Below are 12782 nucleotides of genomic sequence, written 5' to 3' on the forward strand. Positions count from 1 at the left end.
CCGGGCGTCGTGTGTTCGCCGCGCCCGCCTCAGCGCTCCGACGGTCCGCTCGCCGCGGCGTCGGCCGCCACCCGCTTGAGGGTGCGGCCGGTGCGGACCGACCTCGCCCGGCGCGGCTCCGTCGCGCGGTGCGAGGACGCGTGCCGGTCGTTCTTCTTCACCAGCAGCCAGGTCTCGCGCTGCCCGTCCCCGCCGGGCCGGGTCCGGGTCAGCGCGTACCCGCCGCGGAGCTTGCCGCCGTGCAGGCAGAACGAGGCGTGACCGTCGCGCAGGGCGTCCGCGAACGGGATCTCGCGCCCGCGCCGGTCGGTGGCGAGGCCGTGATACGTGCCCTCGTCCCAGATGATCACGGTGCCGCCGCCGTACTCGCCCTCCGCGATCACCCCCTCGAAGTCCGCGTAGTCGAGCGGATGGTCCTCGGTCGGCATCGCGAGACGCTTGTCGTGCGGGTCGGCGGAGGGGCCCTTCGGCACGGCCCAGCTCTTGAGAACCCCGTCCACTTCGAGCCGGAAGTCGAAGTGCATGGCGGTGGCGTCGTGGATCTGCACCACGAACGAGGGCTCGGGCCGTCCGCCGGGCCCGGTGCTCCCCTTGGGCTCAGCCGTTCTGCGGAAGTCGCGTTTGCGGTGGTACTCCGCCAGAGCGTCTGTCGAGGGCATGGGACCTCCGTAAGTTGTCAGGCGGCCCGGGGGCGGCGGTGCGGGCCGGTGTCCCGGTGACACCGGCCCGCACCGGCCTGCCCGGGCTCGGGCGCCTCAGCCGAGCTTGCGCGCGGTGAGCAGCAGGTACTCCCAGTCCATGGCCGTCGGCGCGGTCTCGTCCGTGTCGCTCGCCCGGCGCGCCAGAGACGCGAGCTCCCGGTCGAGCGCGGCGACGCGATCGGGGTCCTCGGCGATGTTGCGGTACGTGGCGATGGTGGGGCCGTAGTTCGCCTTGAAGTAGTCGCGGAACGCCTCCGGCGACTCGAACCGGTCCACTCGTACCGTCTGCCGGCGGGCGTCGACATCGGTCACCCGGTCGGCGAACAGCGCCCGGACGTGCTGCTCCTGGCCCCACAGCGGTGGAGGCCGGGCACCGGGCGGAGGCGGTGGCGCATACGGTTTCATCGTCTCGAACATGCGCCCGACGAAGCCCTCGGGCGTCCAGTTGACCAGGCCGATCGTGCCGCCCGGCCGGCACACCCGCAGCAGCTCGTCCGCGGCCGCCTGGTGATGCGGGGCGAACATGACCCCGACGCAGGACATCACGACGTCGAACTCGCCGTCCCCGAACGGCAGCGCCTCGGCGTCCGCCTCGCGCCACTCCAGCTTCGCGCCCTGCTTCTCCGCCGCCTGCCGCCCGGCGTCCAGCAGCTCCGGGGTGAGGTCGGACGCCACGACATCCGCGCCGGCGAGCGCCGCGGGGATCGCGGCATTGCCCGTACCGGCCGCGACGTCGAGCACGCGCTGCCCGCCGCTCACCCCGCAGGCCCGCACCAGAAGGGGCCCCAGGTCCGGGATGAGGTCGGACGCCACAGCCGGATAGTCACCCAGCGCCCACATCTTCCGGTGCTTGGTCTTCAGGGCGCGGTCGGCTGAGGCCGCCCCGCTCGCGTCGCTCATGACGGATCTCCTCGCAAGCCTTCTGCGCGTCCGCTCGGGACGGCCGGGTCCCGCGCGGGCGCACCTCCGGCGGGCCCTTCCGGGGCGACGGCGCGCCCCGGTCTGCCGGAGGGACCTGGTCACCTGCTTCCCATCATCCGCCGATGCCGCGGGCCGCGCCGCCCGGCCGTCGTCCCACCCCACGCGCGGCCCGCTGAACGGCTCGCACCCGCGGCCTGCCCTCGCGGCTCAGCCTGACGCCGCCTCGCGGGTCATGGGAGGTCTGGCCGGCGTCCGCGCCACGGGGCCGAGGAGCACGGCACGGGCCACCTTGGGCGCGAAGAGCGCGGTCAGCGGCGACGTGAGTGTCAGTACGGAGCGGAAGGCGGGCCCCACGACGGGGTCGCTCGGATACCGCTGCTGGACACGGCTCAGGTACCAGCCGGCAGGCCGGTCCACGGCCCGGACGGTGACGGCGTTCCCCACAGCCCCCGGCATCTTCTTGTCCGCGCCCGCCGAGATGTCCCACGCCTGCCGTGACGCCTCGAACAGCGCCTGCTGCGGCGAGGGCGTGCGCCGCGAGCAGCCCCGCGAGGCTGCCCCCGACGACGACGGCGTGCCGCCCGCCCGCGCTGCGTCGCCAACTGCCCTGCCCCTGCGTGGTGTCCACCATGTAGCTGCCTCTCGTGGTCAGCGAGCCGGTCTCGTCCGACCAGTATCGCGGCCCGCGGCACGAAGATCACCGAGACGGCTCGATGACGACCCCTCCGGGGACAGGTGCCCGAAGTTCCGCACGCGATCGGCGAGTTGTCTCCTGGTCCGTGTCCGCAGCGCCCTCGGCCCGGTGATGCGCCCCGTCCCGCGATCCAGCGCGTACCGGCGGCACCCGCGCCACTGGCCCGGCACGGCGCCGACGCGCTGCCCACCGTGCGTGATGAGGGTGTTGACCGGTGTCATGGGATCCGAGCCGACCGACCTGGCGAGCAGCATTCCGGCCACCAGGGGCAGCAGAACACCGGCCAGCGCGGTCCCGGTCGCGGTGACGTGCCGCAGACGGGGTCGGGGGGACGCGTCAGAAGTCATGGACGCCATTCGATCAGCGGCGCGAGCGGCGGTGATCGGACGAGGTACTCAGCAACGGTGCCTCTCCTACTCATCCACGCTGATCGCCCCAGGGGGCCGGTCTGCTTCACGCAGTGCCTGCGGGTCCGGGCGGCAAGTGGACGGTCATGATCAGGTGGCACGTCTCGTCGCCCGAGCCGCGGTAGGTGTGGGGCGCGTCGCCGTCGAAGGCCGCGGTCTGTCCGGCTTCGACGGGGTGCTCGGTGCCGTCGACCACCAGGGTCATCCGGCCGGAGGTGACGGAGACGGTTTCGACGACTCCGGGCTGGTGCGGGTGGCTGGGGTACTCCTCGCCGGGTTCGAGTTTCCAGCGCCAGACCTCGACCGGGGCCGGGCCCGAGGTCGTCAGCATGAGCCGTGCCTCGCTGCCCCGGCTTCCGGTCCACAGGGGCGTCGTGGCGTCGGCGGTCACGATGCGGACGCGGCCTTCGGTCGGGCCTTCCATCAGGGCGGAGACGGAGACGCCGAGGGTGTCGGCGAGCCGGACCAGGGTGGCGAAGTTGGGGTTGCCCTGAGCCTTCTCCAGGCCGACCAGGGCGCCCTTGCTGACCTTGGCTCGCCGGCCGAGTTCGTCCAGGGACAGGCCGGCGCGGTTGCGGGCCGTCCTGACGTTGTGTGCGAGTGTCCGCAGCGCTTCCTCCGCCTCGGCCATCCGATCGTCCTCCTCGCAAGTGGGCCACTTTGCTGCACCGCCCGGTCGGTTGGTTGGCACACTCCGGTCGGTTCACTGTACGGTTTAGTCGTTCCGTTGATATAGTAAGGGATGTACGTACCGTGATCGCTCTGCTGCTGGCCCTGGGCAGCTCGCTCGCCTACGGGTGCGCCGATTTCCTCGGCGGCCTCGGCGCCAGAAAGGCGCACGTGCTGCGCACCGTCATGATCGCCGCCCCGGCCTCGCTCGCGATCGAGCTGCTGCTGTGGCCCATACTCGGCGCCTCGTTCAGCACCGGCGCTCTCGCCTGGGGCGCGGCGTCCGGGGTCGCGTCGGCCGCCGCGTTCGCCCTGCTCTACCGGACCCTGGCGATCGGCCCGATGAACGTGCTCTCGCCCATCACCGCGCTGGTCTCCGCCATGCTGCCGGTCGGTGTGGGCCTGCTGCAGGGCGAGCACCTGGGGACGGTCGGGCTGGTGGGGCTGCCGCTCGCGCTGGTCTCGGTCGTCCTGGTGAGCGCCGGACACGGCGCGGGGTCGGCCCGTCCCTCGCGCACCGCGCTGCTCCTGGCCTTCGGCGCGGGCGCCGCCATCGCCCTGCAGCTGATCTTCCTGCACCAGGCACCGTCCGACAGCGGGGTCGCCCCGCTGATCGTGGGCCGCGCGGTCGCTTCGGCCGTCACCCTGACCGCGGCCGGGCTGATGTACCGCAAGCTGGGCTCCGAGAGGCCCGCGTACGCGATGTCGGCAGCCGCGGGTGTGCTGGATTCGCTGGCGAACCTGCTGTTCCTGCTCGCTGTCCGCAGTGGGGACCTCGCCGTGGTCGCCGTGATCACCGCCCTCTACCCGGCCGGCACCGTCCTGCTCGCCCGCAGCGTGCTCGCCGAACGCATCCACCGCGGACAGCTCGTCGGCCTGGGCGCCGCGGCGGTCGCCGTCAGCCTTCTCGCTCTCACCTGACCCCTCCCACCGCACCACCGCCTCGCAAGGAGACCAGCATGTTCATCCAGCCCTGGGACGCCGGCCTGGACGAAGCCGAATGGCAGACCTGGATCGCCGAGGGCCACGACTTCGGCCTCCTGAGCGTCAACGGCCTCCCCGGCCACGCGCCCGTCGCCGTCCCCACCCACTTCACCGACGACGGCAACCACCTCCTGATCCACCTCGCCCGCCCCAACCCGGTCTGGAAGGCGATCGAGAACGACCCGAACGTCCTGTTCACCGTCTTCGGTGACTACGCCTTCATCCCCGGCCCCTGGCGCGCCAACGCCGGCACCCCGCCCACCGAGGGCGTCCCCACCAGCTACTACACGGCCGTCCAGTTCACCTGCCGCGCCCACATCGTCGACGACCCCGAGGCCAAGGCCGAGCTGCTGCGCCGTCAGCTCGCCCACTTCCAGCCCGACGGCGACCACGCCCCGGTCACTGTCGACCAGCCCCCGTACGGCCGGATGCTGCCCGGTATCCGCCGGCTGCGCCTGGAAGTCACCGACGTGCGGGCCAAGTTCAAGTACGACGACCACAAGCCCGTCGAGCACCGCACCGCCGTCGCCGACCATCTCGCCGAACGCGGCCAGGGCCTCGACGTCCCCACCGCACTCCAGCAGCGGCGCCGCCTGGACCGCGTCGGCCCCTGGAACCCCTGAACCACCCAGCCGCTGTCCAGTACACCCCGGCGCCGCAGGACGGCCGGGGCCGGGCCTGAAAATGCGTTCGAGGACCGCGGGGCGCCGCCGATAGGGTGCGCGGCATGACAGCGTCGCTCTGCCTGGAGAAGATCACCGCCGACAACGTGCTCGCCGCGTGCGACCTCGCTGTCCGACCCGACCAGCGGGACTTCGTGGCCCCCGTCGCGCGCTCCCTCGCCGAGGCGTACGCGCAGCCCGACGTCGCCTGGCCGCGGCTGATCGTCGACGGGGACCGGCCCGTCGGCTTCGTGATGGCCTTCTTCGACGTACGGTTCAGCCCCGGCGAACCGGACGACCGGCCGTTCAGGGCTGTGGCGGCTTGCGGTCGCCGCGGGAGAACAGGGTCGCGGATACGGCCGCTTCGCCGTGCGGTCCGTGTGCGAGGAGATCCGCAGACGTGGCGGCACACGGGTGACGGTGACCTGGAAGCAGGGGGAGAACGGGCCGGAGGACTTCTACCTGAGGCTCGGTTTCCGGCTGACCGGTGAGATGAGCGGGGACGAGGTCGTCGGCGAGCTGGATCTCACCGGCACACCGAGCGGCCTCCCGGCCGACCGGACCGCAGGCCGGGCCCGCTAGCCTCGCGCCATGGGGGAACGGATGTCCGACTTCGGTGCCGACGCACGCGCGCTCCGTCCGTGCCGATGGTGCGGCCGGCCCTTCCGGCATGCCGGAAGACGGGGCCGCCTGCGGCTCTACTGCCGCCGGACGCATCTGTGGCGGCGCCGCCTGTCCGACCTCATGGAACTCGTGTCGGACACCGTCTAGCCACCGCCACCGCCACCGCCACCGCTCCTCGCCACCGCCACCGCTCCTCGCCGCCGCCGCCGCGCCGCGCGGCGGCGCGTTCGCCGGAAATATAATGAGTGCGGGCTGCACGAGCCCAGCTGAGCCTGGGCCACCGCGTGAGGAGGTGGCCAGGCCGGTCGGCCTTCGGACGTTCCTCGGAGAGGTCCATGACCCGGCGTCGTCCTTCGCGATCGGCGACGGCCGACGATCTCCTGACGACCCTGGGGCGGCTGACCGACCGGGTGCGGCAGGGCGCCGAGCGTCAGCGTGCCCGCGTCGAACTCGCCGAGGCCCTTCAGCGTTCCATGCTGCCCACCGGGCTTCCCGACCTGCCCGGCCTGCGGGTCGCGGCCGAGTACGTGCCGGCGCGCAACGGCCTCGACATCGGCGGCGACTGGTACGACGGCTTCGTCCTGCCCGACGGCTCGCTCGGCTTCTCGATCGGCGACGTCCAGGGCCACGACGTGGAGGCCGCCGCCTTCATGGGACAGGTCCGCATGGGGCTGCGCGCCGTAGCCACCGCCACCACCGACCCCGGGGAGGTCCTGGGCCGGGCCAACGAACTGCTGCTCTCCATGGACCACGGCCTCTTCGCGACCTGCAGCTTCCTCCGTTTCGACCCCGCCACCGGCGAGCTGGAGAGCGCCCGGGCCGGCCACGTGCCCGCCATATGGGCGACGGCCGGCGGGCAGGGCGGGGTCGTGGAGGACGAGGCGGGCGTGCCGCTGGGCATCCTGCCCGGCGAGGCGTATCCCGTGGCGCGGCGCCGGCTGTCCAGCGGGGGTGCCTTCGTCCTGCTCACCGACGGCGTCGTGGAGGGGCCGTCGTATCCGATCGAGGCGGGCCTCGACGCCGTGTCCCGCCTGGTCCGATCCGCGGTCACGACCGGCGTCGAGGCTTCCGAGCTGGCGTCGCGGGTGATGGGGGTCGCGGCGCAGACGGACCACACGGACGACGCCGCCGTCCTGGTGCTCGTCCACGATCCCGGGGAGAGCCGCCCGCCACGCACATGACCTCCGGACGGCCGGGGATCGCGGTGCGGGCAGGGCGTGTCAGGGCGGCGCGCGGAGCCGGGAACGTTGTCTGATGACAGACGTGCCCCGTAGCCAACACCTCCGACGCCCGGCCGCAGCGCTGCTGCGGATGCTCGCCGTCGCCGCCGCCTACTGGGGCGGCGGACAGATCGGCCTCCTCCAGCAGGTGGTGGTCGAGGGCGCGGTCGTGACACCGCTGTGGCCGCCCACCGGGATCGCGCTGAGCTGTCTGCTCTGGATGGGCGTCGGGGTGTGGCCGGGCATCGCCGTGGGGGTGCTCGCCACCATCGCCACGATCGACACCCTGAGTTTCGCCACGAGCGGCGTGCTGGCGGGGAACACCCTCGGGCCGGTCGTCGCCTACCTGATGCTCCGGCGCATCGACTTCCGCACGGAGCTGGACCGGTTGCGGGACGGACTCGCGCTGGTGTTCCTCGGGGCGGGCGGCATGCTGATCAGCGCGACCTTCGGCGTGATGACAGTGGTGTGGAGCGGGTCGCTGCCGCTCGGCGAGTTCTGGTCGGTGTGGTCGGCGTGGTGGGCCGGTGACGCGATGGGCGTCCTGGTGATCACGCCGCTCCTGCTGGTGCTGCGCCGCGCCCGGCTGCCCCGCGACACGCGGCCGTACTGGTGGACCGAGGCGACGGCACTGTGCCTGACGGCGGCAGCCGTGGCCGTGCTCGTCACCCGCATCGAACTGAGCCTGCTGTTCCTGGTCTTCCCGGTGCTGATCTGGGCGGCGCTGCGCTTCCAGCTGCCCGGATCGGCCCCGTGCGCCGTGCTGATCTCGGTGCTGGCGATCGCCGCCGCGACGGCAGGGGCCGGGCCGTTCGCGGGCCGCACGCTGCTGGAGGTCATGGTGATCCTCCAGGCGCTCAACGGCTGCGCCGCGCTGACGGCCCTGCTGCTCGCAGCCATCGTCGCCGAGCAGATCGGCATCCGGCGCAGGATCGAACAGGCGTGCTGGGTCCTCGCGGAGGTGGTGGACCAGCTCGCGCCCGGCGAGACGGCCCACCTGTGGCCGCTGGTCGACGGACGGAAGGGTGCGGAGCCGAGAGCCGCGGACGAATAGCGCCGCGCCCGCCTCCGCCGTCTGCGGCCCGTCGGCCGTCGCCCGGAAGTGCCTCCCGCCTCCGCCGGATTCGGCCCCGGGTCCTCCGGGCCGACCTCTGTTCACCGGTGCGCCGGGCCGTCATCATGGCGGTGCCATGTCAAGAACCGGGGTGCGGTCCCGGCGCACGCCGGAACGGAGAGCCGTGAACAGAACCTTCTTCCGGCCTGCCGTGGCCGTGCTCGTGCTGGGCCTCTTCCCGGCCGGGCCGCCGAGCGCGGTGACGGCGTCGCCGACCGGCGGGGGAGCGAGCGTGGCGGGGACCACCGCGCCCGTGGGCGGACCGAGCGCGGCGCCCGCCTCTGCCACCGGCTCCGCCACCGACTGGACGCCCCCGCTCAGCACCCGCGGCCGGTACATCGTCGACGCCCACGGCAACCGGTTCAAACTCAAGTCCGGCAACTGGCACGGCGCCTCCGGCACCTGGACCGGTTCCGGCAGTCCCGACGACCCCGCGAACCACCACGCGGGCGAGATGTCCGGGCGTGTGCCGCTCGGCCTGGACCGCGCGCCCCTGGCCGAGATCGTCGCCGGCTTCCGTGAACTCGGGCTCAACAGTGTCCGCCTGCCCTTCTCCAACGAGATGGTGCACGCCACGCACCCCGTGACCGACGCCGCCGTGGCGGCCAACCCCCGACTGCGGGGCAGGACACCCCTGGAGGTCTACGACGCCGCCGTCGCCGCTCTCACCGGAGCCGGGCTCGCGGTGATCCTCAACAACCACACCAACACCACCCGCTGGTGCTGCGGCCTGGACGGGAACGAGCGGTGGAACGCGAGCCAGAGCGACCGTGCCTGGGAGGACGACTGGCTCTTCATGGCGAAGCGCTACCGGCACAACCCGCGCGTCGTCGGCGCCGACCTCTACAACGAGGTGCGCCGCTCCCTGTGGGACGACCCCAACTGGGGTCTCGGCGACGGGCACGACTGGTTCGCGGCCTCCCAGAGGCTCGGCGACCGCATCCTCCAGGAGGCCGATCCGGACCTCCTCGTGATCGTCGAGGGCATCAACTGGACCGGCGTCCCCGTCGACGGCCTCCCGCACGGGCGGCCCACCCTGGAGCCCGTGCAGCGGCTGTCGCACACGCTCGTCACCTCGGGCAAACTCGTGTACTCCGCCCACTTCTACGACTACACCGGCCCCCACCACACCGGCGCGACCGGGACGGGCGAGACCTCCGACCCCCGCTACCGGGACCTCACACCCGCCGCTCTCGAGGAGGTCCTGCACCAGCAGGCCTTCTACGTCACGGCACGGAAGGACCAGCACTTCACCGCCCCCGTGTGGATCAGCGAGTTCGGGATCGGCGGGAGGGACGAGCACGGCGAGAAGCAGCGTGCCTGGTTCGAGCACTTCGTCGACCAGTTGATCAGGACCGACGCCGACTTCGCGTACTGGCCGCTGGTCGGCTGGCACGAGGACAGGAAGGGCAACGGCTGGGCGCTGCTCCACTGGGACAGCGCCGGCCGGCGGATCGGGGTGTACGACGGCGACGACTGGCGGGCGGGCGCGTGGTCCCGTCTGACGGCAGCCGACGGCAGGACCGGCCAGGTCCCCGCCACGGACCGGTGGTCGATGCTCAGCCCCGACCACGGCGACTTCGTCCAGTCCGCGCGGATGCGGGCCGCGGGGGACTGGGACGCCGGCGCGCGCAAGGCGGCCTGCCCCGACGGGCAGCGTCTCGCCGGGCTGAGCCACACCGGAAACCGGGGCCTGTGCACCGACACCGCGGTCCGCGACCTCTGGGCGTCGGACCGCGTCCACGAGGTGGTGCGCGACGAGCGGCATGTGACCCCCGGCCGTGACTGGGCGAGCGGCTACACCAAACTCCAGTGCGCGCCCGGCCACCTCCTGATCGGGTACAGCGTCCGCGGCGCCGCCGTCTCCGCCGCCCTGTGCGCCCCGGCCCGGACGCCGCTGGGCACGGCGGACCGGACGGTCTGGTTCGACCGCCACGACAACCGGCCGCCGGCGGCCCCGGGCGGCGACTTCGCCCACGGCCACTACAAGGGCCAGTGCACCGACGGCGAGTACGCCGCGGGCATCGCCTCCACTCGCCGCGCAGGGGCCGCGGGCAGGCCCGACGCCCTGCTCTGCCGGCCCTTGCGCTGACGCGGGTCCCCGCCCGCCTCAGCCGATGTCGAGGCGGGCAGCGGTGCGCAGCAGGCCGGGGGAGAGCCGGCCGATCAGGCGGGCCGCCTTGGCCTCGAAGGTGACGGGCACGACCGCACGGTCGCCGGTGACTGCGCGCAGGATCTCGTCGGCCACCTTCTCCGGCGGGAAGTTCCGCCTGGCGTACATGCCGGAGACCCGCTTCTGCCGTGCGGCCTCCTGCGCGGCGTCGAGACCGGAGAAGGTCGTCGTTCTCGTGATGTTGGTGTTGACGACGCCGGGGCAGATCGCGGACACGCCCACGCCGAAACCGGCCATCTCGGCACGCAGGCAGTCGGAGAGCATGAAGACGGCGGCCTTGCTGGTGGCGTAGGCGGCCAGCAACTTGGACGGCAGGTAGGCGGCGGCCGACGCCAGGTTGACGATGTGTCCGCCCTCACCGCGTTCGGCCATGAGGCTGCCGAAGGCGCGGCAGCCGTGGATGACACCCCACAGGTTGACGTCCAGGACGCGTCGCCACTCCTGCTCCGTCGTCTCCAGGAAGGTGCCGGAGTGGCCGATGCCCGCGTTGTTCACGACGATGTCCGGCACGCGGAACTCCGCGGTGACGTCGGCGGCGAACGTGTCGACCGCCGTGCCGTCCGAGACGTCGACCCGCCAGGCGCGGGCCGAGGCTCCGAGCAGGCGGGCCAGTTCGGCGGTGCGCTCCGCGGTGTCCAGGTCGAGGTCGCACAGCGCGACGTCGGCGCCCTGCTCGGCGAAGGCCAGGGCGGTGGCCCGGCCGATGCCGCTGCCGGCGCCGGTGACGACGGCCAGCCGGCCGGTGAACGGCTTGCGGTCCTTCGGTGTCCGGCGGGCCGCGGGTGCGGTACGCCCCTCGGGACGGGCGACGAACTCCTCGACCATACGGGCCACGGTGGTTCCCTTCTCCAGCAGTGCGGACCAGTGGGTGGCGGGCACGGTGCGCCGCCACAGGTGCGGGACCCAGCGTTCGAGGCCCTCGGCGAGTGCCGGACTGACGTAGTGGTCCCGGGTGAGGCCGATGAGCTGCACCGGAACGACGGTCGGCCGTGCCCTCGGGCGCAGCAGCCGGGGGAGCATGTTGGCGCGGTAGAGGTTGATGCCGCGTACCGCGTCACCGGTGAGCGTGGGCTGCGGGTGGCCCGGCCGCGGGGTCACGGCCTCGGCGAGGCGCAGGACCGTTCCCCAGCGGTCGGCCAGCCCGTGCCGCCAGGCGGCGGGCGCGAGGACGGGCAGGTGGAACGCGGCGATGTACCAGGAGTGCGCCAACTGCCCCAGGAGCTGGGCGACATGCCGTGGCGTGGGCCTCGCCAGGCGGTGGCGGATCCAGTGCCCGACGTGGTCGAGGCACGGGCCGGAGATCGAGGTGTACGAGGCGATGCGGCCGGCCGCATCGGGGTGGGTGACGGCCTCCCAGGACTGGATGGAGCCCCAGTCGTGGGCGACCACGTGGACCGGGCGGTCCGGGCTGACGGCCCCGGCCACGGCGAACAGGTCGCCCGCCAGCAGTTCCAGGCGGTAGTCGCGCCGGCGGGCGGGGCGGCCCGAGTCGCCGGCGCCGCGCACGTCGTAGCGCACGACGTGGTGTTCGGCGGCGAGCGCGGCGGCGACGTCGTCCCACACGCGATGGGTGTCGGGGTAGCCGTGCACCAGCAGCACGGTGGGGCGGGCGGGGTCGCCCTGTTCGTACACGGCGAGCGGGACGCCGCCGGAGCGCACCGTGCGGCGGCGCAGTTCTCCCGGGGCGCCGAGCGCGTCTGCGGCGGCCATCAGGCTGCGGCCCGCTGCCAGCGGCGGACGTGGGGCAGGTCGTCGTCGAGCCAGTAGGCGTCGTCCTCGGTGACCACGAGCAGTTCCTCGAACTTCAGTCCCACATCCCGGAATCCGATGTGCGGCTCGACGGCCCACAGCCCCGGCGTCGGGGCGTGGCGCGAGGAGCGGCCGTCGGCCCACAGCGGGGACCGGCCGTGCAGTCGCTCGCTGATGAGTTCGCGGCCCAGGGTCTGCAGGGTGCGCACGCCGAAGCCGAACACGGTGACCCCGGCGGGCCCGAGGGCCTTCGTCCGGGTGACCTGGTGGCCGATGACCCGGCCCGGGTAGACCCTGTGGCGGTTGTCGTAACCGTGCTTGGCGATCAGTGCGTCCACGGCCGCGTACACCTCGGCGAGCGGCTTGCGCAGTCGCACCTCCCGCACGATCAGTTCGCGGTACTCGCGCAGGTCCTGGGCCATCCGGTCCCAGATCGGATTGTCACCGATCCTGCCGGCGTAGCCGATGTCGGCCGTGTAGCCGTCGACGACCGGGGCGCAGTCCAGGACGTAGGACATGCCCTCTTCGAGGCGGCGGCCGCCGGCGAAGAACTGCAGCGGTGTGCGGAAGTGCCGGAACGCGGTGCGGTCGCCGAACCAGGCGAAGGGCACGTGGAAGAAGTCCTGGACGCCCTCGGCGACCAGTTCGCGGCGCAGCCGCGCGGCGGCCTGGCGTTCGGTGACGCCCGGTTCCAGCCAGTCGCCGACCCGCTGCGCACAGCCGTAGGCGAGCTGCTGGAGTTCGCGGAAACGGTCGAGGTCGTGGTCGTCGAACGGGAACGACGGCATGCGGGAGGAGCGTGTCGTGCGGTGTGTCGCGGGGGTGCTCATGGTCTCGCCTTCGTGGTGTCGGGGGAGAGGGTCT

The 12782-nt window shown here is 73.1% G+C and carries 10 protein-coding genes and 2 pseudogenes; 6 read left to right on the forward strand and 6 right to left on the reverse strand.

The genetic code is table 11. The features are described from left to right. Window positions 1-29 precede the first annotated feature (29 nt). From ACWD0A_RS07255 to ACWD0A_RS07270, 4 genes and pseudogenes are all read right to left on the reverse strand, one after another. Complete coding sequence (locus ACWD0A_RS07255) at window positions 30-659, reverse strand: DNA polymerase ligase N-terminal domain-containing protein (protein WP_451295446.1); 630 nt, start codon at window positions 657-659, stop codon at window positions 30-32. Between the two features lie 96 nt (window positions 660-755). Continuing rightward, on the reverse strand, window positions 756-1601 hold the full coding sequence (locus ACWD0A_RS07260; RefSeq protein WP_451295448.1) for a class I SAM-dependent methyltransferase: 846 nt from the start codon (window positions 1599-1601) through the stop codon (window positions 756-758). A 228-nt stretch (window positions 1602-1829) separates the two neighbouring features. Next, window positions 1830-2159 (reverse strand): annotated as a pseudogene (locus ACWD0A_RS07265) (monooxygenase); the annotation flags it as partial. Between the two features lie 610 nt (window positions 2160-2769). Continuing rightward, entirely contained in the window at window positions 2770-3354 is a 585-nt protein-coding gene (locus tag ACWD0A_RS07270) for a helix-turn-helix domain-containing protein (RefSeq protein ID WP_451295450.1), read from the reverse strand. Window positions 3355-3476: 122 nt separating this feature from the next. On the opposite strand from ACWD0A_RS07270, the gene ACWD0A_RS07275 reads away from it, so the two are divergent. From ACWD0A_RS07275 to ACWD0A_RS07300, 6 genes and pseudogenes are all read left to right on the forward strand, one after another. Further along, window positions 3477-4313, forward strand: a complete 837-nt coding sequence (locus ACWD0A_RS07275; protein ID WP_451295452.1) for an EamA family transporter — start codon at window positions 3477-3479, stop codon at window positions 4311-4313. Between the two features lie 38 nt (window positions 4314-4351). Then, on the forward strand, window positions 4352-4999 hold the full coding sequence (locus ACWD0A_RS07280; RefSeq protein ID WP_451295454.1) for an FMN-binding negative transcriptional regulator: 648 nt from the start codon (window positions 4352-4354) through the stop codon (window positions 4997-4999). 104 nt (window positions 5000-5103) lie between these two features. Next, a pseudogene (locus ACWD0A_RS07285) lies at window positions 5104-5620 on the forward strand (GNAT family N-acetyltransferase). Between the two features lie 377 nt (window positions 5621-5997). Then, window positions 5998-6843, forward strand: a complete 846-nt coding sequence (locus ACWD0A_RS07290; RefSeq protein ID WP_451295456.1) for a PP2C family protein-serine/threonine phosphatase — start codon at window positions 5998-6000, stop codon at window positions 6841-6843. Between the two features lie 73 nt (window positions 6844-6916). Then, complete coding sequence (locus tag ACWD0A_RS07295; protein WP_451295458.1) at window positions 6917-7936, forward strand: MASE1 domain-containing protein; 1020 nt, start codon at window positions 6917-6919, stop codon at window positions 7934-7936. A 136-nt stretch (window positions 7937-8072) separates the two neighbouring features. Then, window positions 8073-10088, forward strand: coding sequence for a glycoside hydrolase family 5 protein (locus ACWD0A_RS07300; protein ID WP_451295460.1), 2016 nt, complete (start codon window positions 8073-8075; stop codon window positions 10086-10088). An 18-nt stretch (window positions 10089-10106) separates the two neighbouring features. On the opposite strand, the gene ACWD0A_RS07305 is transcribed toward ACWD0A_RS07300, so the two are convergent. Both ACWD0A_RS07305 and ACWD0A_RS07310 read right to left on the reverse strand, forming a co-directional pair. Continuing rightward, the gene (locus ACWD0A_RS07305) at window positions 10107-11879 is read right to left on the reverse strand and encodes an SDR family oxidoreductase (RefSeq protein WP_451295462.1); all 1773 of its coding nucleotides are present in this window, start codon (window positions 11877-11879) and stop codon (window positions 10107-10109) included. After that, window positions 11879-12748: a M24 family metallopeptidase gene (locus ACWD0A_RS07310; protein ID WP_451295464.1), complete on the reverse strand. Its 870-nt coding sequence runs from the start codon at window positions 12746-12748 to the stop codon at window positions 11879-11881. Before ACWD0A_RS07310 ends, ACWD0A_RS07305 begins: the two co-directional genes overlap by 1 nt. Window positions 12749-12782: the final 34 nt, after the last annotated feature.

The organism is Streptomyces sp. NPDC002867, assembly GCF_053591895.1.